The sequence below is a fragment of the Kineosporia sp. A_224 genome (genome assembly GCF_002198655.1).
Classification (GTDB): domain Bacteria; phylum Actinomycetota; class Actinomycetes; order Actinomycetales; family Kineosporiaceae; genus R-H-3.
In genome coordinates this window covers 31,160-56,617 of sequence record NZ_MWLN01000228.1, presented here as the reverse complement: position 1 = coordinate 56,617, position 25,458 = coordinate 31,160, and the positions used below count along the sequence as shown (strand labels likewise).

Genomic DNA, 25,458 nt, shown 5'->3' with positions numbered 1-25,458 from the left:
TCGTGAGGGCAGAGCAAAGCATGGCGGTGCGCGTTCGGGGAGCACCTACGCTGGGGGCCATGGCGGAGACAGTCGCGATCCTCGGTGCCGGGGTCATGGGTGAGACGTTGCTGGCGGGACTGCTCCGGGCGGGGCGGGACCCGCAGGACGTCGTCATCACCGAGAAGCGGCCCGAGCGGGCGGCCGAGCTCGGGGCCAAGTACTCGGTCAAGGTCCTCGACAACGTCGAGGCGACGACGTTGAGCGACACGGTCGTCCTCGTCGTGAAGCCGCAGGACATCGCGGGGCTGCTCGCCGAGATCCGCGAGAGCCTGCGCCCCGGCGCGCTCGTGGTCTGCATCGCGGCCGGCATCACGACCGCGTTCGTCGAGGAGCGGCTCAGCGAGGGCACCCCGGTCGTCCGGGTCATGCCGAACACGCCCGCCCTCGTCGACGAGGGGATGGCCGCGGTCTCGCCCGGGTCGCACTGCGACGCCGAGCACCTCGCGCGGGCCTCGGCGCTGCTGTCGGCGACCGGCAAGGTCGTCCAGCTGCCCGAGTACCACCAGGACGCCGTCACCGCGATCAGCGGCTCGGGCCCGGCGTACATCTTCTACGTCGTCGAGGCGATGATCGAGGCCGGCGTGCTCCTCGGGCTGCCGCGGGCGACGTCCACCGAGCTCGTCGTCCAGACCGTCTACGGCGCCGCGACGATGCTCAAGGAGACCCGCGAGCACCCGACCGTGCTCCGCGAGCAGGTCTCCAGCCCGGCCGGGACGACGATGGCCGCGCTGCGCCAGCTCGACGACCACAAGGTCCGGGCGGCGTTCCTCACGGCGATGGAGGCCGCCCGGGACCGCTCCCGCGAGCTCTCCTCCGGCCAGGCCTGACGCGCAGGCCGCCGGGTCAGGGCCGCGCCGCGAACTTCTCGATGAGCTCGCTGTGCCCGCTGACGATGAGGACGTCGTGGCTGCCGACGCGGGTGCCGGCCACCGCGTAGGTGAAGTCCTCGCCGGGTGACTTCACGCCGACCACGGTGACGCCGTACTTCTTGCGGATCTGCGACTCCGCGAGGGTGAAGCCCTCGGTCTCCTTCGGGGCGCGCATCTTGACGATGGCGAAGCCGTCGTCGAACTCGATGTAGTCGAGCAGCTTGCCGGTGACGAGGTGCGCGACCCGGGTGCCGGCGTCCTTCTCCGGGTAGACGACGTGGTGCACGCCGATCCGGGAGAGGATCTTGCCGTGGGTCGGGGTGAGAGCCTTGGCCCAGATCTGCTTGACGCCGAGGTCGACGAGGTTCACCGCGGTGAGCACGCTCGACTCCACCGACGTGCCGATCGAGACGACGGCGATGCCGAACTCGCTGCAGCCGAGCTGCTCGAGCGCCTCGGTGCTCGTCGTGTCCGCCTCGACGACGTGCGTGAGCCGCCCCGCCCACTCCTGGACGAGCTGCGGGTCGCGGTCGACGGCGAGCACCTCGTGGCCGAGGCGGGCCAGCGCGTTCGCCGTCGCGGCGCCGAACCGGCCGAGGCCGCACACGAGGACCGCGTCCTCCCGGGAGTTCCTGCTGCCGCCCACCGTCGTCCTTCCGTCGCGCCGTCCCCTGCCGGGCCGGCGGTGCACGGGCTCCATGGTGCCGGACGGGTGTTCAGATCACGTGGTCGGCACCCGTCTCGCGCGGCTTCGGGACGAACGGCTCCGGGACGGCGTCCAGCAGCCACCCGGACTCGTCGGCGTCGGCGACCGCCCACCGGTCCTTGCCGAGCTCCTTGGCGAGGTAGAGCGCGTGGTCGGCGGCCTCGAGCACCTCGGACGGCTCGACGGCGAGGTCCGGCACCCGGGCGGCGACGCCGGTGCTCACCGTGAGCACCCGGCCGGTCTGGCCCGGGAACGCGATGCCCGCCTCGTGGACGAGCCGGTGCAGCCGGCGGGCCACCTCGGCGGCGCCGGCCTCGGCGGTGTCGGGGAGCATGAGCGCGAACCGCTGGCCGCCGGTCCGGGCCACGACGTCCCCGGGGCGCTGGGCGGCCCGGGCGAGCACGCCGGCGACCCGGCGCAGCGCGACGTCGCCCTGCTCCTGGCCGGCGGCCTCGTTGTAGGCGGCGAGGTCGTCGACGTCGACGACGAGGACGGCGACCGGGCGGCCCTCGCGCTCGTGCCGCAGCCACAGCGCGGTCATCGCCGCGTTGAGCCCCTCGGCGTCCGCGAGCCCGGTGAGCGGGTCGGCCGACAGGCCGGCCGACGTCCGGCCCGTCGAACGGGTGAGCGCCTCGACGGTGAGCCGGCGGGTGCGGCTGACGACGACCTGCTGGACGGCGTCCTGCTCCTGGGCGAGCTCGTGACGGCGGGCCATCCCGTCGAGGCAGGCCGAGATGTCGCGGCGCAGCGCGTCCCCGGCGACGGCGTGCGAGAACGGCTGGTCGTAGAGCATGAACCCGTGCTGGAACCGGCCGACGCGCAGCGGCTGCAGCACGAGGACGCCGCCCGCGAGCTCGCCGGCGAGCTCGGCCGGGAGCATCCCCGCCGACCGGAAGACCAGGCCGGTCACGGACTCGTCGACCCGGTTGCCGCGGCAGGCGACGACGATCCGCGCGGACGCCGTCGGCGCCCCCGCCTCGGGCTCGAAGGTCGCCATGAAGAAGCGGCGGATCCCCAGCCCGGGCAGGTGGTGGACGACCGACCGCGTGAGGTCCTGGAGCGAGTCGACGGTGCGCAGCGCCTGGCTGACGCCCCGGGCGTGGTCGAGGGCGGTGATCTCGCGGCGGCGGGCGTCGAGCCACACCTCGTGCTCGGCCTCCGCGAGGCGCGAGCTGAGCTCGCCGTGGAGCAGGGCCGCGCGCAGCGCCGCCGAGTGCGAGGGGCGGTGCACGAGCACGGCCTCGAGCAGCGTCGCCGCGGCCTGGACCCACCAGCCCATGTCGCCGCCCTCCTCGGCGGTCGACCACAGCGGGGGCAGGCAGTGCGACAGCCACGGCTGCGGGTCGCCGTCCTCGGCGACGGCGGCGAGCGCGAGGGCACCCCACTCCCGCGCCCAGCCCTGGGGGAGATGCACGGGCGGTGCGCCGAGCGTGGCGAGGCCGACCTCGAGGTCGGTGCCGATCGCCTGCGCGTCCCGCTCGTCGACCCCCGCGGCCACGGCCGCCTCGGCCGTCGTCCGGGAGCGCACGGCGGACACCGGGTCCTGGCCCGCGCGGGCCCGGGCGATCCCGGACAGCGGTGCGGCGCCGCACGAGCGGCGCACGACGAGCCGGGCGGCCACGTGCTCGTGCGGGGACGTCGTGTCGCCGTCCATCCGGGCGAGCAGCAGCCGGGCGGCGCGCTCGCCCTGCTCGACGAGGCACTGGTCGACGGTCGTCAGCGGCGGGCGCATCGCGCGGGCCCCGGGCTCGTCGTCGAAGCCGGTCACGCCGACGTCCTCGGGGATGCGCCGGTGCGCGGCGTGCAGCGCGTCGACCGCGCCGAAGGCCATCTGGTCGTTCGCCGCGAGGACGAGGTCGACGTGCCGGTCCCGGGCGAGCAGCCGGGTCAGCCCGAGCCGGGCCGCCTCACGCTCGAAGAGCCCGGTGAGCACGTGGTCGTCGTCGAGCACGACGCCGCCGTCCGCGAGCAGCCGGCGGACGGCGGCCTCGCGGTCGTCGGAGTCGGGGTTGCCCGGGGCGCCCCGCAGGAGGACGGGCCGGCGGATCGTGCGGGTCGCGAGCAGGTGCGCGACGAGGTCCTCGGTGGCCCGGCTGTTGTCGGCCCGGACGCCGGGGACGCCGGCGAGGTGCGAGCCGACGGTCACGAGCGGCGGGTTCTCCTGGTCGAGGAAGGCCCCGACGTAGGCCTGGGCGGTCTCCTCCGCGACGCTCGTCGCGACGACCCCGCGGACGGCGTCCGGCCGCACGAGGTCGAAGACGCTGTCGCTCGCCGCGCCCTCGTGCAGGTGCCGTACGACGACGACGCTGGCGACGCCCTCCGCCGACAGCACGGACTCCACGCCCCGCACGATGCGCTGCTGGTAGTCCGCCAACCCGTCGACGAGGATCGCGACGGGCTTGTTCTGCGCGCGGGGACGCACGGTGCCTCCTGACGGCCGGAGCTGGACCTCACCGGTCCGATCGGCCTGCGCGTGGCGCGCCTTGAGGCTCAGCCGACGATCGGGCGCTCCTCGGGGAGCCGGAACGCGCGCCCGCGCTCGCGCAGGGCCAGGGCCGCGGCGAGTGTCACGGTCCCGGTGCGGCCGACGTACATGAGCGCGGCGAGCAGGTACTTCGCCTCGTCCTCCAGGTTCGGGTCGGAGGTCAGCCCGGTCGACAGGCCGCAGGTCGCGAACGCCGAGATCACCTCGAAGAGCACCCGGTCCAGGCTCTGCCCGGTGATCGCCAGCAGCGCCAGCGTCGCGACGAGGACGATCGTCAGCCCAGCGAGGAGCACGGTGACGGCGAGCCGCACGCTCGCCGACGGGATCCGCCGTCCGAACGCCTCGATGTCCCGGTCGCCGCGCGCCTCGGCGACCGCGGCGAGGGTGAGGACGGCGAGGGTGCCGACCTTGATGCCGCCCGCGGTCGAGGCGCTGCCGCCGCCGATGAACATGAGGACGTCCTGGACCAGCCAGGTCGTCTCGTTCATCTGCGACACGTCGACCGTCGCGAACCCGCCCGAGCGCGGCATCGCGCCCTCGAAGACCGCCGCGAGCACCCGCGTCCCCGGGTCGAGGGCACCGAGGGTGTGCGGGTTGGTCCACTCGAAGGCGCCGATGAGCAGGATCGACACCACGAGCAGCAGGGTCGTCGTCGTGAGCGTGAGCTTGGTGTGGACCGGCCACGTCGCGGGCCGCCGCCAGGCGCGCACGAGCACGAGCACGACCGGGAAGCCGAGGCTGCCCGCGAAGACCGCCGCGGCGATCGGCAGGGTGAGCCACGGGTCGCCGACCCAGTGCGTCAGGCCACCCTCGTGGACGACGAAGCCGGCGTTGTTGAACGCCGAGACCGCGTAGAACACCGAGTGCCACAGCGCCTCGAGGACGCCCTCGCTGTCGCCGTCCGGCAGCGTGAGGAAGCGCGGGAAGAGCACCGCCGCGACGGCCACCTCGATGCTCGTCGAGGTGACGACGACGATCCGCAGCAGGCTGCCCACCTCGGACAGCCGGGACGCCTTGATCTCGGACTGGGCGACGAGCCGCTGGGCGAGCCCGAGCCGGCGCGACACCGCCAGGCCCAGCAGCGAGGCGATCGTGAGGATCCCCAGGCCGCCGACCTTGATGCCGGCGAGGATCACCGCCTGACCGAAGCCCGACCAGTACGTCGCGGTGTCGACGGTCGTCAGACCGGTGACGCACACGGCCGAGACCCCGGTGAACAGGGCGTCGACGAACGGCGCGCGCTGCCCGCTCGTGGTCGCCGCGGGCAGGCTGAGCAGCGCGACGAAGACGGCGATCACCGCGGCGAAGACGCCCAGCGCCAGCCGCGCGGGGGAACGGCGGGCCGCCTCGTCGATCCGGGCCTGGACCCAGCCGCGTCGGCGGTCGTCCCGGCCGGTGGTCTGGTGGTCGGTGTCGGTCATCGCGGGGAGGCTCCGGTCGTCGCGCAGATGCGGCCTGCCGTCGAACGGTACGGCTGGTCCGGGTCCGGTCGGGGGCGGCTCGGTTACGGTGAGCGGGTGGAGGCGCTGCGGCTGGTCTGGGACGAGTCTTTCACCCGGTACGACTTCGGCCCGGGCCATCCCATGGCGCCGGTCCGGCTGGACCTCACCGCACGGCTCGTGCGCGACCTCGGGCTGCTCGACCACGCGGGCGTGCACGTCGTCGGCGTCGACCCCGCGGACGACGCCACCCTGGCCACCGTGCACGACCCCGACTTCGTGGCCGCCGTCCGGGCGGCGTCGGTCGTCCCGCCGGTCGTCGACGAGGTGCGCGGGCTCGGCACGGACGACGTCCCGACGTTCCCCGGGATGCACGACGCGAGCGCCCGGATCGTCGCCGGCACCCGGGACGTCGCGCTCGCGGTCTGGAACGGCGAGGCCGAGCACGGCGTGAACTTCACCGGCGGCATGCACCACGCGATGCGCGGCAGGGCGAGCGGGTTCTGCGTGTACAACGACATCGCCGTCGCGATCCAGGCGCTCCTCGACGCCGGCGCGGAGAAGGTCGCCTACGTCGACGTCGACGTCCACCACGGGGACGGCGTCGAGCGGATCTTCTGGGACGACCCGCGCGTGCTGACGATCTCGCTGCACGAGACCGGCCGCGTGCTCTTCCCCGGGACCGGCTACCCGACGGACATCGGCGGCCCGAAGGCCGAGGGGGACGCCGTCAACGTCGCGTTCCCGCCCGGCACGTCGGACGCCGCCTGGCTGCGCGCGTTCCACGCCGTCGTCCCGCCTCTGCTGCGCTCCTTCGCGCCCGACGTCCTCGTGACCCAGCACGGCTGCGACTCGCACGCCCTCGACCCGCTCGCGCACATGGCGCTGTCGCTGGACTGCCAGCGCTCCTCATACGAGGCCCTCCACGAGCTCGCGCACGAGGCGGCGCACGGCCGCTGGGTCGCCGTCGGCGGCGGCGGGTACGAGGTCGTGGACGTCGTCCCGCGGGCGTGGGCGCACCTCGTCGGCATCGCCGCGCACCACCCCGTCGACCCGATGGCTGACGTGCCCGTCGGCTGGCGCGAGTACGTCATGGAGCGGTTCGGCCGGCAGGCGCCGATGCGGATGACGGACGGCCGGGAGGCCTGGTACCGCTCGTGGGCGACCGGGCACGACCCCGAGGACGCTTCGGACCGGGCGGTCATGCAGACCCGCAAGGCGGTGTTCCCGCTCCACGGGCTCGATGCCTGGTACGACTGAGCTCCTCCGTTCAGACGGTTCTGAGTAGCGACACGCAAGACCTGTCCAGCCGACACGCCGATGTTTCCCTCGAAAGGGTGCGCCCAAAAGGGGCAAACAGTCCGTGTCGGACAGAGTTCGGCTTCCTCAGGAGTCACAACTGCCCCTAGGGTGATCTGAATGGTCCGGGGGCCAGGCCCAGGAGCAGGACCCGAAGGGATGACGAGCATGGCTGGTGAGTTCGCCGACGTGCGGTTCCTCACGGTGGCCGAGGTGGCCACGATCATGCGGGTGTCGAAGATGACGGTGTACCGGCTCGTGCACGCCGGAGAGCTGCCCGCCGTCCGCGTCGGTCGCTCGTTCCGCGTGCCGGAGTCGGCCGTCCACGACTACCTGCGTCACTCGTTCGTCGACACCGCCTGATCGACACCGTCCGATCCGGCCCGTGGGCCCGGGCGGCGCCGGCACGAAGGTAGGCTGGGGTGCAGACCCGGCGCTCCGCGCCGTCCGTCGCCTCAGCGACATCCCGTTCGAGACCGTGAGGACACCACGTGGGTTCCGTCATCAAGAAGCGCCGCAAGCGGATGGCCAAGAAGAAGCACCGCAAGCTCCTGCGCAAGACGCGTCACCAGCGCCGCAACAAGAAGTGACGCACGGTCGCACCGCCCGCTGACGGCGGTGCGACCTCTCCGCTGCTTCGACGCTTCGCCGCAGGGGGTCTCGCGATGGGCCGGGTCGTCCTCGTCACCGGGGTGAGCAGGTACCTCGGGGGTCTCTACGCGCGTGTGCTCTCCGCCGACCCCGAGGTGGACAGGATCATCGGCGTGGACGTCGTCCCGCCGCCGCACGACATCGGCCGCTCGGACTTCGTCCGTGCGGACATCCGCAACCCCGTGATCGCCAAGGTGATCGGGTCCGCGGGGGTCGACACGGTCGTCCACATGAACGTCATCGCGACGCCGACGAGCGCCGGTGGCCGGGTCTCCATGAAGGAGATCAACGTCATCGGCACCATGCAGCTGCTCGCCGCCTGCCAGAAGGCGCCGAGCCTGCGCCGCCTCGTCGTGAAGTCGACCTCGTCGGTGTATGGCGCGAGCCCGCGCGACCCGGCGATGTTCACCGAGGACACCGGCGCGAAGGTGCTGCCCCGCAGCGGCTGGGGCAAGGACTCCGTCGAGGTCGAGGGCTACGTCCGGGGCTTCTCCCGGCGGCGTCCCGACGTCGACGTCGTCATGCTCCGGCTCGCGAACTTCGTCGGCCCCGGGATCCGGACGGCGCTCACCGACTACTTCTCGCTGCCCGTCGTGCCGACCGTCATGGGCTTCGACCCGCGGATCCAGCTCGTCCACGAGGACGACGGCATCGAGGCGCTGCGCCTGGCGACCACCGGGACGGCGACGGGGATCGTCAACGTCGCCGGGGACGGCTGCATCACCGTGAACCAGGCGGTCCGGATGGCCGGCCGGGTGCCCGCGCCCGTTCCGCCGCCGCTCGTCGGGGTCGTCGGCCAGGCTGCGCGCCGGTCGGGCCTGGCGGACTTCTCGCCCGAGCAGATCCGGTTCCTCTCGTACGGTCGCGGCCTCGACACGACCCGGATGCGACGGGTGCTCGGCTTCGAGCCCCGGTACTCCACGCGCGAGGCGTTCGCCGACTTCGTCCGCGGCCGCCGCCTCACCGGTCCGCTGTCGCCCGACCGGGTCGAGGCCGCCGAGGCGAAGGCCCTCGGGGTCGTCCACGGCGTCACGACGGCGGTGATGGGCTGATGGCACAGGTCATCGACCTCGACGGCGAGCGCCCCGGACGGCGCCGCCGCAGCGGTGCCGCGGCCGTGGCCGCCGGCGCCCAGCGGGCCACCGGCGAGCGGGACAGCCGCCGCCGCCGGACCACGCCGCTGCTCGCCGACCTCGACCCGCAGCCGCTGTCCGTCATCCCGGACGACGCACCGCCGGCCGTCGACGCCGCCGCGCCGTCCGGCACACCGTCGCCCGCGGACGCGGTCGAGTCGCCCGCTCCGGCCGGCCCGTCCGGCGCACGTCGCCGCCCGCCGCGGACCGCCGTCGCCAAGAAGGCCGCCGCGAAGAAGGCCGCGCCCCGGCCGACCGTGCGGCCCGCCGTCGCGGCCCCTGCGGCTGCGTCGTCCGGCGCGCCGGTCGCCCGCAGGATGCCCCGGGTGCGCGTCGTCGGCGAACCGGACCGGCTCGCCGCCGTCACCGCCGCCGCGACCGCCGCGGGCGAGGCCATCGCCGATGCGCTCGCCGGCTCGCCGCGGGCCGCGGACGTCGAGGACAAGATCGCCGCGGCCCTGGCCTTCCTGCGCCGCCGGCTCACCGGCGACTACGAGGTCGACGAGTTCGGCTTCGACCGCGAGCTCACCGAGACGGTGCTGCTCGCCGTCGTGCGCCCGCTCTACAAGCGGTGGTTCCGGGTCGAGGTGCGGGGCATCGAGAACATCCCGGAGTCCGGTGGCGCGCTCGTCGTCGCGAACCACTCCGGGGCCGTCGCGCTCGACTCGGTGATGACCCAGGTCGCCGTCCACGACGTCCACCCGCAGCACCGGTTCCTCCGGATGCTCGGCGCCGACCTCGTGTTCCAGACCCCGTTCGTCGGCGAGATCGCCCGCAAGGGCGGCGCGACGCTCGCGGCGAACGCGGACGCCGAGCGGCTGCTCTCCGCCGGCGAGGTCGTCGGGGTCTGGCCGGAGGGCTTCAAGGGCGTCGGCAAGCCGTTCAGCGAGCGCTACAAGCTCCAGCGGTTCGGCCGCGGCGGCTTCGTGTCGGCGGCGCTGCGCACCCGGACGCCGATCGTGCCGTGCGCGATCGTCGGCGCCGAGGAGACCTACCCGATCCTCGGCAACCTGCCGACCGTCGCCCGGCTGCTCGGGCTGCCGTACTTCCCGGTGACGCCGACGTTCCCGCTGCTCGGCGTGCTCGGGGCCGTCCCGCTGCCGAGCAAGTGGCTCATCGAGTTCGGCGCCCCGGTGCCGACCGACGAGCTCGGGATCGGCGCCGCCGAGGACCCGATGCTCGTCTTCGACCTCACCGACCAGATCCGCCAGACGATCCAGCAGACGCTGTACTCGCTGCTCGTGCAGCGCCGCTCGGTCTTCTTCTAGCCCAGGCGCCCAATCAGATACAGAACTCGTTGCCCTCGGGGTCGGTGAACACCACCCACGCGTGCGGCCCCTGCCGGCCCTCGCCGACGCGGGTCGCGCCGCGCTCGACGAGCCGGTCCCGGAACCCGGGCAGGTCCTCCGGCGCGAGGCCGCGCAGGTCGAGGTGCACCCGGTTCTTCACGGTCTTGCCCTCCGGCACGAGCTGGAAGAGCAGCCGCGCTGCCGTCCCCTCCTCGCGCGGGACGACGGCCGCGCCCTCGCGCCAGACGAGGCGTCCGTCGTGGACGGTCGTCTGCTCCTGCGTCGCGTGGCCCTGCTCGACCATGGACCGGATGAAGGCCTCGTCCTGCTCCTCGACCTTCCAGCCGAGGGTGACGGCCCACCAGTCGGCGAGGTCGTGCGGGGAGCTGCTGTCGACGCCGACCTGGTACCAGAGGCTCATGACGGCGAACCTACGACGGCAGGCGGACATCCTGGGTCCGCGGCGGTACCGGGACGTCGTCCGCGCCCGGCACCGGCGGGGTCCGACCCTCGGCCGGCCCCTCCTCGACGAGGTCGTCGTCGACCGGACCGTGCCCGGCCGGCCCCGGCTCGGCCGGGCCCTGGGGGACCGGCCCCCACTCGCTCCCGGCGCGGGCGAGCAGCGCCTCGACGGCCGCGTTCCAGCGGTCCAGGGACGGCGGGGACACCGGGCCCAGGAGGTGCTCTCGGGCCGCGCGGCGGGCGTCGCGCATCGGGTCCGCGCCCCGGACGTCGTCGAGGACGGCGCGGATGCCGCGGCCGCCCGGGGTGAGCAGGTACCCGCCGGCGGTGCTCGGGTTCGCGGCCCGGAACTCGTCCTCGGGCAGGCCGTCCGGGTTCGTCACGACGTACGGCTTCTCGCTCGCGACGAAGTCGGAGACGACGCTCGAGATGTCCCCGACGAGCAGGTCGGCGTGGTTGAAGCAGTCGAAGAGGGTCGGGCTGGGGGACCGGACGACGAGGTGCTGCCCAGGGGGCAGCGACGACCAGAAGTCGTCGCTCCAGGCCTGCTCGCGCTCGGCGGCCCGGGCCGGGTCCGCCGTCGGCTCCGGCTGCGGGGTGGCGCCGGACTCCGCGGCCCCGGCGGCCGCGAGCAGACGCTCGACGGAGCGCAGCGCCGCGGCGGCCTCCTTCGTCACGGTGCCGGTCAGCGGGTGCGGCTTGAAGACGACCCGGACCGCGGGGCCGAGGGCGAGCAGGTCCTTGACGAGCCGGACGCCCTGGACGGCGAGGGACGTCTGCGCGGTGTCGTTCGTCCAGCCCTCCCAGGTGGGGGCGTAGAGCACCGTGAGCGGGCGGTCGGCGGGGACGACCTGGTCTCCCGCGGTGCCGATCCCGTCGAGCTGCGGGCGGCCGACCTCGACGACGGAGTCGTCCCGGACGCCGACCCGGGCCAGCTGGTACCGCTCGCGGGCCGCCCGGCCCGCGACCCAGATCTCGTCGTGCACCTTGCTGAACGGGTTGACGCTCGCGATCTTGTCGCTGTCCCCGTGGCCGATGAAGACGTGCTTGAGGCGCGGCTCGCGCAGCAGGTGGAGGTTCTTCCCGACGTTCGCCACGTAGAGCGCGACCCGCGCGGTCGGCATCGGGAAGTTCATGACGTCGACCGGGTCCGGCAGGCACACGACCGGCACCGTCGTGGGCCCGAGCGTCGACATGTGGACCCGCTCGCGGAGCAGGACGAGCGTGCGGCGCGGCATCCGCTCGAGCACGGGCAGCCACATGTTCGCCTGGTAGGCGCTCTCCTTCGTGCCGCTGAAGTAGAGGATCACCTCGGGCCGCAGCGCCCGGACCTGCTCGTTGACGAGGTCCAGGTAGCGGTCGCGCAGCCCCCGGTCCGACCGGCGGCGCAGGGAGCGCGCGACGTGCACGGCCCGGGCGCCCGTCGCGCCCGCGACGACCAGGCTGAGGACGAGCAGGACGCGCGGCTCGCCGAGCGCCGTCGCCAGCGCCCCGCCGACGACGGCGACACCCGACGCCGAGAAGAGCGCGGAGGCGGTGTCGCTGCGCCAGCCGGAGAGCCCGGAGCGCGCGGGCGCGGGACCGGCCGGGGCCTCGTCGGCGTCGTCCGGCGGGGCGTCACCGGCGAGGTCGAGCGCGACCTGCGTGATCTCGGGCGTCGACAGCGGCACGTTGCGCGCCTCGACGGGGAGCCGTGACACCGACGCCAGGAGCGGGGTGAGCCCGACGAGGACGCCGCGCGTCACGGCGAGCGTCGTCACGCCCAGCCCGACGGCGACGAGCCACACGGTGCCGATCCCGCCGGTCCGGGCGATGAGCAGCAGCAGGAGCACCTCGCGCAGGAGGGCCCGGTTGCTCTGGCCGAAGAGCACCCTGCGCAGCAGCAGCCGGCCACCGGTGCTGCGGCGGTTGACGAACTCGTCGACCGCCTGGGAGGCGACGACCACGACGAGGAACAGCAGCGGGCTGCCCTGCAGGGCCGTGACGAAGAGCGCGAGGTAGAGCGCCGCGATCGTCGACACGAGGACCAGCGCGGGTCTGGAGGGGCGGATCATGCGTCCTTCTGGGTCGGTACGGGCAGCCCGGCGCGCTGGCCGGCAGGGCGGGCCGCGTGGCTGTCCGGGCGGGTGCAGAGCCGGTCGACGGCGCCGGCGAACCGGGTGAGCGAGGCCTCGGGGACCTCGCCGACGAGGCGGTCCCGTTCGGCCGCGCGGGCGGCGCGGTCCGGGTCCTGGCCGACGACGAGCGCGTCGAGCAGCGGTCCCAGCCCGGCGAGGTCCGGTCCGACGACCCGTCCGCCCCGGGCGCTCGGGTACTTCTCCTCGAAGGTCCCGGCCGGGTCCGGCGAGGGGTTGAGCACGGCGTACGGCTTGCCCGTCACGAGCCAGTCCGACACGACGCTCGAGATGTCCGCGACGAGGAGGTCGGCCTCCGCGAAGCACGACTGCAGTGCCGGCCAGCCGTCGTCGACCACGTGGTGGGTGCCGGGCGGGACGGCGTCCCAGTAGGCCCGCTCCCGGCCGACCTCGGCGCGGACGTGTGCGGCCCGGTCGAGGTCGGGGACGCTGTGGTGCACCGAGTGCTCGAGGTAGTCCTCGGTCCGGCGCCGCCGCTCCCCGGAGGCGGCCGCGACCCCGCCCGCGGTGGGTGCCTGCGGCGACGTCGAGGTGCGGACGGCGCCCGCGGCCGTGAGCAGCGCGGTGATGCGGCGGTGCGCGGCGCGGGTCGCGTCGTCCCGGGTGCCGGTGAGCGGGTGCGGCCGGTAGAGGACGCGCACACCGGGGCGGGCGAGCAGCGCACGGACGAGCGCCTCGCCGGCGTGGGGCACCGAGGTGTGGAACTCGACGTCGCCCCAGCCCTCCCAGGTGGGGGCGTACAGCACGGTGAACGTGGGGTCGTTCCGGTGCCGCACCGGCAGCAGCGACAGCTGCGGGCGCCCGACCTCGACGACCGCCTCCGGTGCGAGGTGCACGTCGGCCTCGGCGAAGCGGTCGCGGCCGGCCTGACCGGCGACCCAGACCTCGTCGTAGACCTTGACGAACGGGCTGGCGCTGTACGGCTTGTCGCTGTCCCCGTGACCGACGAAGACGCTCGTCAGGCCGCGTCGGCGCAGCATGTGGATGTTCTCGGCCGCGTTCGCCGTGAGGAGGACGACCTTCGCCGTCGGCAGCTCCAGCGCCGCGAGCGGCGGCGCCAGCGGGATGCACAGCACCGGCAGCGTCGTCGGGTCGAGCGCCAGCAGGCTGTCCCGGTCGCGCAGCACGACGAGGACCCGGCGCGGCAGCCGCTCCGCCACCTCGAGCCACATCTGCAGCTGGTAGAGCGTCGACGGGCGCCCGGAGAAGTAGAGGACCACCTCGGGGGCGAGGGCGTCGAGCGCCTCGGCGACCCGGGCCGGGACGAGCCGGCGCGGGTTGCGCCGCTGCAGCCGCAGCAGCGCGGTGCCGATCGTCGCGACGACGGCGCCGGCCAGCAGGAGCGACGTGACCGCGCCGACGACGGCGACCGTGCCCGATCCCCACGTGACGGCGAGGGCCGCGCCGAGGACGAGCGGGACGTCCGTCAGCCCGGTGACGACCGCGCCCCGGCCGGTGACGACGCGCGGCAGCGCGGGCGGCAGGTCGAGGCCGCGCAGGTCGACGTTGCGGGTGAGCACCGGGCTGCGGCGCAGGAACGCGACGAGCTCGAGGGCGGAGCGGGCGCCGACCGCGGCGAGCTGCAGCGCCAGCCACGTGACCGTCACCCAGATGAACGTGTTGCCGGCGGAGGAGTGCAGGGTGCGGCCGCCGTCCGTGGCGACGCCCACGAGCAGGCACGCCGTCGCGCCGCGCAGGCTGCCCCGCCAGAACGGGCCGGCCTGGCTCAGGTCGGCCGCCCAGGAGAGGAGGTCGGGGCGCAGCACCAGCACGGCCTCGGCGAGCAGGGTGACGCAGAGCGCGCCGAGGTACCAGCGCGGCGCGAAGACGGCGGCGCCGGCGAGGAGGACCGTCGCCGCGACGAAGGCGGCGCCGTCGAGGACGACGGAGCGGGGACCCCGCCAGGGCGGGGTCCTCGTCTCACGGGTGAGGACGACGCCGGGAGCGATCACGACGGGCTCAGACGGTGCTCGAGGCGTGCTCGTCGTCGTCCGCGAGGGCGGCGGAGATGAGCGCCGCCTCCTGCTCCGTCGTCGAGGCGCCCTGGCCGGGCGTCACGCGACGGACGTCGACGATCTGGCCCGTCAGGTCGGAGACCATGACGTCGAGCGTCGAGCGGGCGACGGCGGCCGCGGACAGCAACGTGTTCGGTGGCTCCTCGCCGAAGGCCTTCGTCCGCATCGGGGTGGCGGCGCGTTCGGGGTTGATGCAGTTCACCCGGACGCCGATGCCCGCCCACTCGTCGGCGAGCGCCTGCGTCAGGTTGACGACCGCGGCCTTCGTCGAGGAGTAGAGGCTGTACTCGGCGCGGCCCCGGGTGTAGGAGCTCGAGGTGTAGAGGACGACCGAGCCGCCGGTCTCGCGCAGGTACGGCAGGCTCGCCTGCGCGACGGCGATCGGTGCGAGGTAGTTGACGCGCAGGGTGTCCTCGACGACGTCGGCCGGGGTGTCCTCGAGCCGGCCGCGGTGCAGGACCGCCGCGGTGAGGACGACGTGGTCGATGCGGCCCGTCTCCGTGTGGGCCTGCGCGAGCGCCGCAGCGACGTCCTCGGGGCGCTCGACGTGGCAGCCCGTCGACCGGCTGTGGGCGTAGACGGTGGCGCCGAACGACCGGCACAGGTCCACGACCTCCTGCCCGATCCCGTAGGTGCCGCCGAGGACGACGACCGTCCTGCCGGCGAGGAGGTCGGTGTACTCCTGCTCGTCGTGCGGGCGGGGGGCCGCCTTGCTCGCGAGCTGGAACAGCCGGTCGACGACGAAGACGTCGATCGGGTGGGTGACCTTCATGTTCTGCTCGGTGCCGGTGACCACGTAGGTCGGCACCCCGGGCAGGTACTTCAGGACGACGCCGCAGTCGTCGCTCGCGGCGAAGTCCGGGTCGCCGCCGGCGATCTCGTACGCCTTGCGGATGGTCGTCAGGAGGAACCCCTGCGGGGTCTGCCCCCGGCGCATCCGGGCCCGGACGGGGATGTCGCAGATGACGTCGTCGCCGTCGACCTCGATGATCGTGTCCGCCGAGGGCACGGCGACGTCGACGGACTCGTAGGTGTCGAGCGCGGCGATGCAGTCGGTGATGATCCGGCGGTCGACGAACGGGCGCACGGCGTCGTGGAACAGGACCTTGCACTCGGCGTCGCCGAGCACGTCGAGGGCGGCCTTGCTCGTGTCGTTGCGGGTGACGCCGCCGGGGATGACGTGGGTCACCTTGGTCATGCCGGCGCTCAGCCTGCGGGCGTCCTCGAGGTAGGCCGCGGGGGACGTGAGGACGATCTCGTCGATCTCCGGGGTCTCCTGGAAGACCCGCAGCGTGTGCTCGAGGATGGTCGACCCGGAGACCTTGATCAGCTGCTTGGGGATCGACAGGCCCACCCGGGAGCCGGTGCCGCCGCCGAGGATGACGGCGACAGTCCGCAGCCGTGCCTCCGGTGCGCTCATGGGACAGCCTCGCCTCTCGCTGGTCGAGCGGCGTCGTGTCCTACGGCGCCGCCTCGATGGAACCGGTGTCCTGCTGACTGCTACCGGGTCCGCGGCAGCCGCGGTCGTCGCCGACCCGGCCGCCCTCGGGGTGCACCCAGTGAACACCGTCTGACGAGAATTCGACCATCAAGAGGCGGACTGATTCCAATCCGCTGCCATGGGTGCCTTTGTCGTCACTCAGGGTGGCCGACAGTCGCTCGCGCGGCCGTCGCAGACCGGCGGTGGACCACCCCTGACGGGCTCGGCCGACGAGTTCGGCCGGCCGGCTCAGCCCCGGCCCCAGGCGTACGTGTCCAGCACCGTCGACCAGTCCGTCCGGAGCACCACGGTGTCCCCGCCGTCCTCGAGCCCCGTCCCCGCGTGCGGCCAGTACTGGTGCAGGCGGGACGAGGGGCCGGTGCCCTGGAGCTCGACCCGCAGCGTCTCGCCCGGGGCGAGCACGGTGCCCGGGGCCAGCTCCTTCGTCCGCCCGTCGTTGGCGACGACGACGCCGGAGAGGTCCTGCGCCGTCGTCACGCCGGCCCGGACCCGCAGGTCGACGTGCTCCCGCAGGCCGGTGTACGCGACGTCCGCGATCTCGACCTGCGGCCGCCGGCAGGCGACCGTGCACGGGTAGTCGGCGGCGGCCCGCAGGTCGAGGGCCGGGTCGAGCAGCCAGAGCGTGCGCCCGGCGAGGTCGGAGCCCGGCCGGTCGTCGTCGGGGAGGAAGCGCGGCCCGCCGATGCCGAGGTAGTAGCGGCCGGCGGCGACCGACGTCGTCCCGGGCCCGAAGAACACCGTGATCGTCCGGCCGGCGCCGATGGACGCACCCCGGGGGAACGTCCAGTACGTACTGCCGCGCCACAGGTGGTGGCTCGCGTCGCGCAGCCGCCAGCCGGTGAGCGGGACGGCGGTGGCGCCGGTGTTGCGGATCCGCAGGTACTCGCCGTTGCGCGCGCTCTCGTCGTCCGCGTCGTAGTGCAGCCACGCGAGCAGGGGTGCCCCCGCGGAGGGGCCGGCGCCGCACCAGGTGCCGGCCAGCAGCCCGCGCCGGGCGGCGGCGGCTCGCTGGTAGGCGGCGTGGTAGCTCGCGGTGTGCGCGGTCTCGCCGGGGCTGCGCAGCCACAGGGCGTGGCCCCGGTCGAGCAGGTACCGCTGGGCGTCCTGCCACCTGCGGGTCGTGGGGTCCCAGCGGTCGACGAAGCGGAAGAGGCGCACCCGCCCTGCGGCGTCCGTGCCCTTCGTGCTCGAGGCGTGGTAGGCGGACAGGCGCACCTTCGTGCCCACGGGCATGAACGCGCTCAGCGTCCGGGTCGCGGCGGCGGCGCCGCACTCCGCCCCGCCGGGCGGGCTGGTCACCGGGCTGCCGTGGGTCTCGGTCGTCTGGATGCCGATCATCCGGACCGGCCGCGGGGCGGCGGTGCCGTCTCCCGCGACGTCGACGTAGACGGTGTCCCCGTCGGCGACCTTCGTCAGCGTCCCGGTCCAGTAGTGCAGGGCGGGAGCGGCCGCCACCGCCGGGCCGGCGGGGGGCACCGTCACGGCCAGCGTCGTCAGGGCGGTGATCAGGGCGGTGATCGGTCCTCGGCGCACCCTTGCCTATCGGTCGGCGCGGGCCCGGACTGGATCGGCCGTTCGGGGCGTCGCAGGGCCGTCCGGGTCAGTGCCGGGTCAGCGCCGGCGGCGGTTCACCGCGACGGCCCCGGCGGCCGCGCCCGCGAGGGCGCCGGCCACCGCGGCGACGGGCAGTGTCGCGCGGACCGCCTTGCGCCCGGTGCGGTAGTCCCGGACCCGCCAGCCCTCGGTCCGGGCGTGCGCCCGGAGCTGGGTGTCGGGGTTGATCGCGCACGGGTTGCCGACGAGCGAGAGCAGCGGGATGTCGTTCGCCGAGTCGCTGTACGCCGAGCAGCGGTCGAGGTCGAGCCCCTCGGCCTCGGCGAGGGCCCTGACCGCCTCGGCCTTGGCCGCGCCGTGCATCGGCTTGCCGACGAGGCGGCCGGTGTAGACGCCGTCCACGTGCTCGGCGACCGTGCCGAGGGCCCCGGTGAGCCCGAGCCGGGCGGCGATCACCTCGGCCACCTCGACCGGTGTCGCGGTGACGAGCCAGACCCGCTGGCCGGCGTCCAGGTGCATCCGGGCCAGCGCCTGCGTGCCGGGCCAGATCTTGTCGGCCATGAGCTCGTCGAAGACCTCCTCGCCGACCGCGCGCAGCTCGGCGACCGGGTGCCCGGCGACGAAGGACAGGGCCTTCTCCTGGATCTCCTCGACGTGCTCCATGTTCTCCCCGACGAGGACGAACTGGGCCTGCTGCCAGGCGAAGCCCGCGATGTCCTTGAGGGTGAAGAACTTGCGGCGGTACAGCCCGCGGGCGAGGTGGAAGATCGACGCGCCCTGCATGACCGTGTTGTCGACGTCGAAGAACGCCGCGGCCGACGGGTCGGGCGGGACGGCGAGCGCGGCCTCGAGCTCGGCGGCGGCGGACCCCGGGTCGACGACGTCGCTCGCGCGGACCCGCAGGTCCCGGTCGTCCGTGGCGAGGGGGTCGGGCAGGTCGGTCGACGCGGCCGCGGCGGAGGCCCGGCCGGCGACGACGTCGTCCGGCGTCACCTCGGGGACGTCCGGCTCGGCCATGCGCGTCACTCTAACGGCGCAGGCCGCACCCGGCCCGGAGCCGGCCCCGGCCCGGGTCTAGCCTGTGGCCGTGACGCAGGAGCGGATCACCCTCGTCGGCCGGCCCGGCTGCCATCTGTGCGACACCGCCCGCGAGGTCGTCGCGCGGGTCGCCGCCGACACCGGCACCGGGTGGGCCGAGGTCTCGATCGACGACGACGCGGCCCTGCGGGAGCGCTACGCCGAGCAGATCCCCGTCGTCCTCCTCGACGGCACCGAGCACGCCTTCTTCCGGGTGGACGAGCACCGGCTGCGCGAGGCGCTCGCCGGTCGCCGCGGCTGGCTGGGCCGCCGCCGGGCGTGACGTACGGCACGTCCGCCGCTGCGCCCCGTCCAGCATCCGGTCCGGGACGCTGTCAACTTTGTGCACCCGTTCACAAGTGCCTACGCTGGACGGGTCATCCCACGTCTGGGCCGTGACACCAGACGACGGGCTCGAGCACCACCTGCTCCCCGAGGAGTCTGCGCTCCCGTGTCCACGCCGCGTCCTGCTCGTCTCGTGCGCCAGGCACGTCCCGTGCGGCAGGGCATCCCCGACGCCACCGTGGCCCGCCTGCCGGTGTACCTGCGCGCGCTGACGACGCTGGCCGAGGACGGCACCGCGACGGTCTCCTCCGAGGAGCTCGCGGCCGCGGCCGGGGTCGGGTCGGCGAAGCTGCGCAAGGACCTGTCGCACCTCGGCTCGTACGGCACCCGCGGCGTCGGCTACGAGGTCGAGTACCTCGTCTACCAGATCTCCCGCGAGCTCGGCCTGACCCAGGACTGGCGCGTCGTCATCGTCGGCGTCGGCAACCTCGGCCACGCCCTGGCGAACTACGGCGGCTTCGTCTCCCGCGGCTTCACCGTCGCCGCCCTGCTCGACGCCGACGACCGGATCGTCGGGGAGACGGTCGGCGGCCTCGTCGTGCGGCCCGTCGACGACCTCGAGGAGGTCGTCGCCGACCAGGGCGTCCACATCGGGGTCGTCGCGACCCCGGCCCCCGCGGCGCAGGACGTCTGCGACCGGCTCGTCGCGGCCGGCGTGACGAGCGTCCTCAACTTCGCCCCCGTCGTCCTCCTCGTGCCCGACACTGTGATGGTCCGCAAGGTCGACCTGTCGACCGAGCTGCAGATCCTGGCGTTCCACGAGCAGCGCCAGGTCGCCAACCGGCTGTCGGTCGACGTACCGGCCCGGGTCGTCGCACTGGAACCCGACGGGGGTACGGGTCGGGCTGGAGTGTCCCCGTGAGCGTCCTCGTCGTCGGGCTGTCCTACCGGACCGCCCCGCTCGACCTTCTCGAGCGTGCCGCGCTGGGCGGTGTCCCGGCGCGCGCCCTCGAGGCGGACCTGTGCCGCTCCGACAGCGTCGCCGAGGCCGTCGTCCTCGCGACGTGCAACCGGCTCGAGGTCTACGCCGAGGTGAGCAAGTTCCACGGCGGCGTCGCCGACGTCGGTGCGCTGCTCGCGACCGCGACCGGGCTGACGCTCGCCGAGCTCACCGACCACCTCTACGTGCACTACGAGGCCGCCGCGGTGACGCACCTGTTCACCGTCGCCGCCGGCCTGGACTCGATGGCCGTCGGCGAGCAGCAGATCCTCGGCCAGGTCCGCACCGCCCTGCGCGAGGCCCAGGAGTCCGGCTCCGCGGCGCGCGTCCTCGGGCACCTGCTCCAGGTCGCGCTGCGGGTCGGCAAGCGGGCCCACAGCGAGACCGGGCTCGACCGCGCGGCCGGCTCCCTCGTCGAGGCCGGGATCGCCCGCAGCGAGCAGGCCGTCGGCCCGCTCGCGCAGGCGTCCGTGCTCGTCGTGGGCGCCGGCGCGATGAGCGGCCTGGCCGTCGCGACGATGGCCCGGCACGGCGTCGGGCGGCTCGTCGTCGCGAACCGGACGCCGGCCCGCGCGCAGCGGCTCGCCGAGGTCGGCGGCGGCTCCGCCGTCCCGATGGCCGACCTGCCCGCAGCGCTCGCCGCGGCCGACGTCGTCGTCTCGTGCACGGGAGCGGTCGGTCACGTCGTCACCGCCGGCCTCGCGGCCGCCGCGTCGGCGGCCCGCGGCGGGCGGCCCCAGGTCTACGTCGACCTCGCGCTGCCGCGGGACGTCGACCCGCGGGCGGCCGACGTCGACGGTGTCACCGTCGTCGACCTCGAGGCGCTCGGCCGGCACCTCGCGACCCACGAGGTGGCCGCCGAGGTGGCGCAGGTCCGCGAGATCGTCGTCGCCGAGGTGCAGACGTACCTCGCCGAGCAGCGCGCCCAGGCCGTCGCGCCGACCGTCGTCGCCCTGCGCGCGCACGCCCGCAGCGTCGTCGAGGCCGAGCTCACCCGGCTCCAGCAGCGGGTGCAGGTCGACCCGACGGTGCGCGCCGAGCTCGAGCAGACCGTCCACCGCGTCGTCGAGAAGCTGCTCCACACCCCGACGGTCCGGGTCAAGGAGCTCGCGGGCGAGCCCGGCGGCTCGGCCTACGCCGACGCGCTGCGCGAGCTCTTCGGGCTCGACCTCGGGCGGGTCGCGGCCGTCTCCGAGCAGCCTGTCCCGTCGTCCCCACCAGGGCTGAGCATCCCGGCCCCGAGCCGCACCGGGTTGGTGTCATGAGCGTCCAGACCACGCCGGCGTCGAGGGCGTCCGGGCCCGGCGAGCAGGCCGGGGGGCCGCGCGTGCTGCGCCTGGGCACCCGGCGCAGCGCGCTCGCCCGGACCCAGTCCGGGCACGTCGCCACCGCGATCGAGGCGGCCGCCGCCGCCCGCGGCGAGGACCTGCGCGTCGAGCTCGTCGAGGTCGTGACCCACGGCGACACCTCCACCGCGCCGCTAGCGACGTTCGGCGGGGTCGGCGTCTTCGTCTCCGCCCTGCGCGACGCCCTGCTCGCCAAGGAGGTGGACCTCGCTGTCCACTCCCTCAAGGACCTGCCGACCGCACCCGCCCCCGGGCTCGTCGTCGCCGCCGTCCCGCTGCGCGAGGACCCGCGCGACGTGCTCGTCGCCCGCGACGGGCTCACCGTCGGCGAGCTGCCGGCCGGCTCGCGGATCGGTACCGGCTCGCCGCGCCGGGCCGCCCAGCTGCGCGCGCTCGGGCTGGGCCTGGAGGTCGTCGGGGTCCGCGGCAACGTCGACACCCGGCTCGGGTTCGTCGCGTCGGGCGAGGTCGACGCCGTCGTCCTGGCCCGCGCGGGGCTGCTGCGCCTGGGCCGTGCCGACGAGGCGACCGAGGTGCTCGACCCGCTGACCATGCTCCCCGCCCCCGGGCAGGGCGCGCTCGCCGTCGAGTGCCGCGAGGCCGACGCGGACGTCGTCGCGGCGGTCGCCGCGCTCGACGACCCGGCGACCCGGGCGGCCGTGGAGGCCGAGCGCACGCTGCTCGCCGTCCTCGAGGCCGGCTGCGCCGCACCGCTCGGCGCGCTCGGCGAGGTCGTCGAGGGCGACGACGGCGACGAGCTGTTCCTGCGCGCCGTCGTGGCGTCCGTCGACGGCGCGGTGACGATCCGGCGGTCCGTGACCGGGCCCGCCGACGACGCGACCGGTGTCGGGCGGCGGCTCGCGGAGGTCCTCCTCGAGGACGGCGCCGCCGAGCTGGTGGCCCCGCCGCCGGCGCCGCCCGGACCACCCGCACAGCCTGCACGACCGGAGTCTGCACGACCGGAGTCCGCACGACCGGCAAGAGAAGGTGACCTGTGAGCTCCACCCGCACGCGCAAGAAGACCTCCGTCGGGCAGGTCTCGTTCGTCGGCGCCGGCCCCGGCGACGAGGGACTGCTGACGCTGCGTGCCGTCGAGCGCCTCGCCGAGGCCTCGACCGTCGTCGTCGACCAGGCGGGCCGCGAGCGGCTCGTCGCGACCCGCTGCCCGGAGGACGTCGAGATCGTCGACGCCGGCTTCGGTGAGGACGGCCAGCCGATGACCCGCGCGGCCCGCGCGAAGATCGTCGTCCGGGCCGCGAAGAAGGGCGGGCGCGTCGTCCGGCTCATGGACGGCGACCCCGCGACGTTCACCGGCCTCGCCGAGGAGATCGCGGCGTGCCGCAAGGAGGGCATCGGCTTCGAGATCGTCCCCGGCGTGTCCGCCGCGACCGCCGTCCCCGCCTACGCCGGGATCCCGCTCACGCCGGCCGGGACGTCGTCCGTGCACGTCGTCCACCCGCACGGCGTGACCGTCGACTGGGCGCTGCACGCCGACGCGCAGTCGTCGGTCGTCGTCCTCGGCGGGGTCGACGAGATCGTCGACGCGGCCGCCGGGCTGCTCCGGGCGGGGCGGGCCGGCTCGACCCCGGTCGCGGTCACCTCGAAGGGCACGACGACCGAGCAGCGGACCGTGTCCTGCACGCTCGCCGAGGTCGCCAAGGCGGTGCCGGCGGCCCGCCTCGAGCGGCCCGTGACGGCCGTCGTCGGCGCGGCCGCCGGGCTGCGCGAGGCCGGTGCCTGGTTCGAGACCAAGCCGCTGTTCGGCTGGCGGGTCCTCGTGCCGCGGACGAAGCAGCAGGCCGGGTCGATGGTCTCCCGGCTCACCGAGCACGGCGCCACGGCGGAGGTCGTCCCGACGATCTCGGTCGAGCCGCCGCGGACGCCGCACCAGATCGAGAAGGCCGTCAAGGGCCTGGTCACCGGCCGCTACGAATGGATCGGCTTCACGTCGGTCAACGCCGTGCGGGCGATCCGGGAGAAGTTCGAGGAGTTCGGGCTCGACGCGCGCGCCTTCGCCGGCCTCAAGGTCGCGGCCGTCGGCGGGGTCACCGCCGAGGCGCTGCGCGAGTGGGGCATCGAGCCCGACCTCGTGCCGAGCGGCGAGACCGAGCAGTCGGCGCAGGGCCTGCTCGACATCTGGCCGCCGTTCGACGAGGTCCTCGACCCGATCGACCGGGTCTTCCTGCCGCGTGCGGACATCGCGACCGACACCCTCGTCGCGGGCCTGCAGGCCGGCGGCTGGGAGGTCGACGACGTCACCGCCTACCGCACGGTGCGGGCGGCGCCGCCCGCCGCGGACGTCCGGGAGGCGATCAAGACCGGCCAGTTCGACGCCGTCGTCTTCACGTCGTCCTCGACGGTGCGCAACCTCGTCGGCATCGCGGGCAAGCCGCACCCGACGACGATCGTCGCGTGCATCGGGCCGGCCACGGCGAAGACCGCCGAGGAGCACGGCCTGCGGGTCGACGTCCTGGCCCCGGAGCCGAACACCGAGGCGCTCGTCCAGGCGCTCGCCGAGTACGGCACCGGCGTCCGGCTGTCGGCCGTCGAGGCCGGCGAGCCGGTGCTGCGGCCGAGCCAGCGCAAGGGTGCTGCCCGGCGGACCGCGAAATGAGCACCGGCGCGTTCCCGGGGGTGCGCCCCCGCCGGCTGCGGACCTCGCGCGCGATGCGCCGCCTCGTCGCCGAGACCCGGCTGCACCCCGCCGAGCTCGTGCTGCCGGTCTTCGTCAAGGAGGGCGCGACCGAGCCGGCGCCGATCGGGTCGATGCCGGGCGTCGTCCAGCACAGCCGTGACTCGCTGCGCAAGGCCGCCGTCGACGCGGCCCGGCTCGGCGTCGGCGGGATCATGCTCTTCGGCATCCCGACGGTGAAGGACGCCGCCGGCTCCGGCGCGACCGACCCGGACGGCATCCTCAACGCCGCCGTCCGCGACGTCGTCGCGGAGGTCGGCGGGGACGTCGTCGTCATGGCGGACCTGTGCCTCGACGAGTTCACCGACCACGGGCACTGCGGGGTCCTGCGGGCCGACGGCGGCGTCGACAACGACGCGACGCTCGAGCGGTACCGGGACATGGGCGTCGCGCTCGCGGCGGCCGGGGTCGACCTCGTCGGCCCGAGCGGCATGATGGACGGCCAGGTCGCGGCGGTCCGGACGGCGCTGGACGGCGCGGGGCACACTGACGTCGGGATCCTCGCCTACGCGGCGAAGTACGCGTCGGCGTTCTACGGCCCGTTCCGGGACGCCGTGGAGTCCTCGCTCGACGGCGACCGGCGGACCTACCAGCAGGACCCGGCGAACGGCCGCGAGGCGCTGCGCGAGGTGGCCCTCGACGTCGCCGAGGGCGCCGACATGGTCATGGTGAAGCCGGCGATGTCGTACCTGGACCTCGTGCACGCGGTCGCCGGCACCGTCGACGTGCCGGTCGCGGCCTACCAGGTGTCGGGCGAGTACTCGATGATCGAGGCGGCCGCCGAGCGCGGCTGGATCGACCGCGAGCGCGCGATCCTGGAGTCGCTGACCTCGATCCGCCGCGCCGGTGCGTCGACGATCCTCACCTACTGGGCGTGCGAGGCCGCGGGGTGGCTCGCCCGCGACCTCACGGGGCGCTGACATGGACACCGACGCGACGGCCACCGAGCCGCGCTGGCTCACCGCGCAGGAGCAGGCCGTCTGGCGGGCGTACCTCGACGTCACGCGGCTGTTCAACGACAAGCTCAACCGCCGCCTCGTCGACGACGCCGACCTCTCGCTCGCCGAGTACGAGATCATGGTCCAGCTCTCGGAGACCGACGGCCACCGGCTGCGGATGTCCGAGCTCGCCGACCGTGCCGTGAACTCCCGCAGCCGCCTGACCCACACCGTCGCCCGCATGGAGGACCGCGGCCTCGTCCGCCGCGAGGCCTGCCCGGACGACGGCCGCGGCGTCCTCTGCGTCCTCACCGACGACGGCTTCGCCACCATCGAGCGCGCCGCCGTCGACCACGTCGCCGCCGTCCGCGAGACGGTCTTCGACGTCCTCACCGCCCCCGAGGTCGAGTGCCTCGGCGCCGCGATGCAGAAGATCCGCGCCGGCCTGCGCGGCACGGCCTGACGTTCGCGGCGCGGCGTGAGGTTCGCGGCGCGGCGTGAGGTTCGCGGCACGGCCTGAGGTTCGCGGCACGGCCTGAG

Annotated in this window: 22 protein-coding genes; 13 read left to right on the top strand and 9 right to left on the bottom strand. The window is 74.7% G+C overall.

Annotated elements, in window-relative coordinates; translation table 11 throughout:
- The first annotated feature begins 59 nt into the window (after positions 1-59).
- Positions 60-869: a pyrroline-5-carboxylate reductase gene (gene proC, locus EDJALFJO_RS30735; RefSeq protein ID WP_088290311.1), complete on the top strand. Its 810-nt coding sequence runs from the start codon at positions 60-62 to the stop codon at positions 867-869.
- A 16-nt stretch (positions 870-885) separates the two neighbouring features.
- Here proC and EDJALFJO_RS30730 read toward each other — a convergent pair whose 3' ends face one another.
- The 3 genes from EDJALFJO_RS30730 to EDJALFJO_RS30720 form a co-directional block, all read right to left on the bottom strand.
- Positions 886-1,557 (bottom strand): TrkA family potassium uptake protein, encoded by a 672-nt coding sequence (locus tag EDJALFJO_RS30730; RefSeq protein ID WP_233150132.1) that lies wholly within the window; start codon positions 1,555-1,557, stop codon positions 886-888.
- Between the two features lie 70 nt (positions 1,558-1,627).
- A complete protein-coding gene (locus EDJALFJO_RS30725; RefSeq protein ID WP_158220629.1) occupies positions 1,628-4,039 on the bottom strand; it encodes a diguanylate cyclase domain-containing protein in 2,412 nt (803 codons plus the stop codon).
- Between the two features lie 68 nt (positions 4,040-4,107).
- Positions 4,108-5,523: a TrkH family potassium uptake protein gene (locus tag EDJALFJO_RS30720; protein WP_088290305.1), complete on the bottom strand. Its 1,416-nt coding sequence runs from the start codon at positions 5,521-5,523 to the stop codon at positions 4,108-4,110.
- 96 nt (positions 5,524-5,619) lie between these two features.
- On the opposite strand from EDJALFJO_RS30720, the gene EDJALFJO_RS30715 reads away from it, so the two are divergent.
- The 5 genes from EDJALFJO_RS30715 (at position 5,620) to EDJALFJO_RS30695 (ending at position 9,892) form a co-directional block, all read left to right on the top strand.
- Positions 5,620-6,801 carry an acetoin utilization protein AcuC gene (locus EDJALFJO_RS30715; protein WP_233150131.1) on the top strand — a complete coding sequence of 394 codons (1,182 nt, stop codon included), beginning with the start codon at positions 5,620-5,622 and terminating at the stop codon, positions 6,799-6,801.
- A 198-nt stretch (positions 6,802-6,999) separates the two neighbouring features.
- Positions 7,000-7,203: a helix-turn-helix domain-containing protein gene (locus tag EDJALFJO_RS30710; RefSeq protein WP_233150130.1), complete on the top strand. Its 204-nt coding sequence runs from the start codon at positions 7,000-7,002 to the stop codon at positions 7,201-7,203.
- 128 nt (positions 7,204-7,331) lie between these two features.
- Positions 7,332-7,430 carry a 30S ribosomal protein bS22 gene (locus EDJALFJO_RS30705; RefSeq protein WP_003792170.1) on the top strand — a complete coding sequence of 33 codons (99 nt, stop codon included), beginning with the start codon at positions 7,332-7,334 and terminating at the stop codon, positions 7,428-7,430.
- Positions 7,431-7,505: 75 nt separating this feature from the next.
- Entirely contained in the window at positions 7,506-8,543 is a 1,038-nt protein-coding gene (locus EDJALFJO_RS30700; RefSeq protein ID WP_088290303.1) for an NAD-dependent epimerase/dehydratase family protein, read from the top strand.
- The gene (locus EDJALFJO_RS30695; protein WP_088290301.1) at positions 8,543-9,892 is read left to right on the top strand and encodes a lysophospholipid acyltransferase family protein; all 1,350 of its coding nucleotides are present in this window, start codon (positions 8,543-8,545) and stop codon (positions 9,890-9,892) included. The genes EDJALFJO_RS30700 and EDJALFJO_RS30695 overlap by 1 nt, the downstream gene beginning before the upstream one ends.
- Positions 9,893-9,905: 13 nt before the next feature.
- Here the strand turns inward: EDJALFJO_RS30695 and EDJALFJO_RS30690 are convergent, their stop codons facing one another.
- From EDJALFJO_RS30690 to EDJALFJO_RS30665, 6 genes are all read right to left on the bottom strand, one after another.
- The gene (locus tag EDJALFJO_RS30690) at positions 9,906-10,334 is read right to left on the bottom strand and encodes a VOC family protein (protein ID WP_088290299.1); all 429 of its coding nucleotides are present in this window, start codon (positions 10,332-10,334) and stop codon (positions 9,906-9,908) included.
- 10 nt (positions 10,335-10,344) lie between these two features.
- Positions 10,345-12,429, bottom strand: coding sequence for a glycerophosphotransferase (locus tag EDJALFJO_RS30685; protein ID WP_088290297.1), 2,085 nt, complete (start codon positions 12,427-12,429; stop codon positions 10,345-10,347).
- On the bottom strand, positions 12,426-14,462 hold the full coding sequence (locus EDJALFJO_RS34675) for a glycerophosphotransferase (protein ID WP_088290295.1): 2,037 nt from the start codon (positions 14,460-14,462) through the stop codon (positions 12,426-12,428). The genes EDJALFJO_RS30685 and EDJALFJO_RS34675 overlap by 4 nt, the downstream gene beginning before the upstream one ends.
- Before the next feature lie 7 nt (positions 14,463-14,469).
- Positions 14,470-15,945, bottom strand: coding sequence for a bifunctional cytidylyltransferase/SDR family oxidoreductase (locus EDJALFJO_RS30675; protein ID WP_088290293.1), 1,476 nt, complete (start codon positions 15,943-15,945; stop codon positions 14,470-14,472).
- A 309-nt stretch (positions 15,946-16,254) separates the two neighbouring features.
- Entirely contained in the window at positions 16,255-17,559 is a 1,305-nt protein-coding gene (locus tag EDJALFJO_RS30670; protein WP_088290291.1) for a lamin tail domain-containing protein, read from the bottom strand.
- Positions 17,560-17,637: 78 nt separating this feature from the next.
- Positions 17,638-18,597 carry an HAD family phosphatase gene (locus EDJALFJO_RS30665; protein WP_088290289.1) on the bottom strand — a complete coding sequence of 320 codons (960 nt, stop codon included), beginning with the start codon at positions 18,595-18,597 and terminating at the stop codon, positions 17,638-17,640.
- A gap of 70 nt (positions 18,598-18,667) precedes the next feature.
- On the opposite strand from EDJALFJO_RS30665, the gene EDJALFJO_RS30660 reads away from it, so the two are divergent.
- The 7 genes from EDJALFJO_RS30660 (at position 18,668) to EDJALFJO_RS30630 (ending at position 25,381) form a co-directional block, all read left to right on the top strand.
- Positions 18,668-18,940 (top strand): glutaredoxin family protein, encoded by a 273-nt coding sequence (locus tag EDJALFJO_RS30660; protein ID WP_088290335.1) that lies wholly within the window; start codon positions 18,668-18,670, stop codon positions 18,938-18,940.
- Positions 18,941-19,108: 168 nt separating this feature from the next.
- Positions 19,109-19,864: a redox-sensing transcriptional repressor Rex gene (locus EDJALFJO_RS30655; protein WP_233150129.1), complete on the top strand. Its 756-nt coding sequence runs from the start codon at positions 19,109-19,111 to the stop codon at positions 19,862-19,864.
- Positions 19,861-21,207: a glutamyl-tRNA reductase gene (locus tag EDJALFJO_RS30650; protein ID WP_088290286.1), complete on the top strand. Its 1,347-nt coding sequence runs from the start codon at positions 19,861-19,863 to the stop codon at positions 21,205-21,207. The genes EDJALFJO_RS30655 and EDJALFJO_RS30650 overlap by 4 nt, the downstream gene beginning before the upstream one ends.
- The gene (hemC, locus tag EDJALFJO_RS30645; protein WP_088290284.1) at positions 21,204-22,286 is read left to right on the top strand and encodes a hydroxymethylbilane synthase; all 1,083 of its coding nucleotides are present in this window, start codon (positions 21,204-21,206) and stop codon (positions 22,284-22,286) included. The genes EDJALFJO_RS30650 and hemC overlap by 4 nt, the downstream gene beginning before the upstream one ends.
- Entirely contained in the window at positions 22,283-23,902 is a 1,620-nt protein-coding gene (locus EDJALFJO_RS30640; protein WP_088290282.1) for a uroporphyrinogen-III synthase, read from the top strand. The genes hemC and EDJALFJO_RS30640 overlap by 4 nt, the downstream gene beginning before the upstream one ends.
- Complete coding sequence (gene hemB, locus EDJALFJO_RS30635; protein ID WP_088290280.1) at positions 23,899-24,900, top strand: porphobilinogen synthase; 1,002 nt, start codon at positions 23,899-23,901, stop codon at positions 24,898-24,900. Before EDJALFJO_RS30640 ends, hemB begins: the two co-directional genes overlap by 4 nt.
- Position 24,901: 1 nt before the next feature.
- Positions 24,902-25,381 (top strand): MarR family winged helix-turn-helix transcriptional regulator, encoded by a 480-nt coding sequence (locus tag EDJALFJO_RS30630; protein WP_088290278.1) that lies wholly within the window; start codon positions 24,902-24,904, stop codon positions 25,379-25,381.
- Positions 25,382-25,458 lie beyond the last annotated feature (77 nt).

Bases quoted from the DNA above. Each gene is read 5' to 3' on its own strand.
- EDJALFJO_RS30675 (WP_088290293.1), bottom strand. From the start codon at position 15,945: ATGAGCGCACCGGAGGCACGGCTGCGGACTGTCGCCGTCATCCTCGGC.
- EDJALFJO_RS30630 (WP_088290278.1), top strand. From the start codon at position 24,902: ATGGACACCGACGCGACGGCCACCGAGCCGCGCTGGCTCACCGCGCAG.
- hemB (WP_088290280.1), top strand. From the start codon at position 23,899: ATGAGCACCGGCGCGTTCCCGGGGGTGCGCCCCCGCCGGCTGCGGACC.
- EDJALFJO_RS30665 (WP_088290289.1), bottom strand. From the start codon at position 18,597: ATGGCCGAGCCGGACGTCCCCGAGGTGACGCCGGACGACGTCGTCGCC.
- hemC (WP_088290284.1), top strand. From the start codon at position 21,204: ATGAGCGTCCAGACCACGCCGGCGTCGAGGGCGTCCGGGCCCGGCGAG.
- proC (WP_088290311.1), top strand. From the start codon at position 60: ATGGCGGAGACAGTCGCGATCCTCGGTGCCGGGGTCATGGGTGAGACG.
- EDJALFJO_RS30710 (WP_233150130.1), top strand. From the start codon at position 7,000: ATGACGAGCATGGCTGGTGAGTTCGCCGACGTGCGGTTCCTCACGGTG.
- EDJALFJO_RS30690 (WP_088290299.1), bottom strand. From the start codon at position 10,334: ATGAGCCTCTGGTACCAGGTCGGCGTCGACAGCAGCTCCCCGCACGAC.
- EDJALFJO_RS30720 (WP_088290305.1), bottom strand. From the start codon at position 5,523: ATGACCGACACCGACCACCAGACCACCGGCCGGGACGACCGCCGACGC.
- EDJALFJO_RS30685 (WP_088290297.1), bottom strand. From the start codon at position 12,429: ATGATCCGCCCCTCCAGACCCGCGCTGGTCCTCGTGTCGACGATCGCG.
- EDJALFJO_RS30695 (WP_088290301.1), top strand. From the start codon at position 8,543: ATGGCACAGGTCATCGACCTCGACGGCGAGCGCCCCGGACGGCGCCGC.
- EDJALFJO_RS30700 (WP_088290303.1), top strand. From the start codon at position 7,506: ATGGGCCGGGTCGTCCTCGTCACCGGGGTGAGCAGGTACCTCGGGGGT.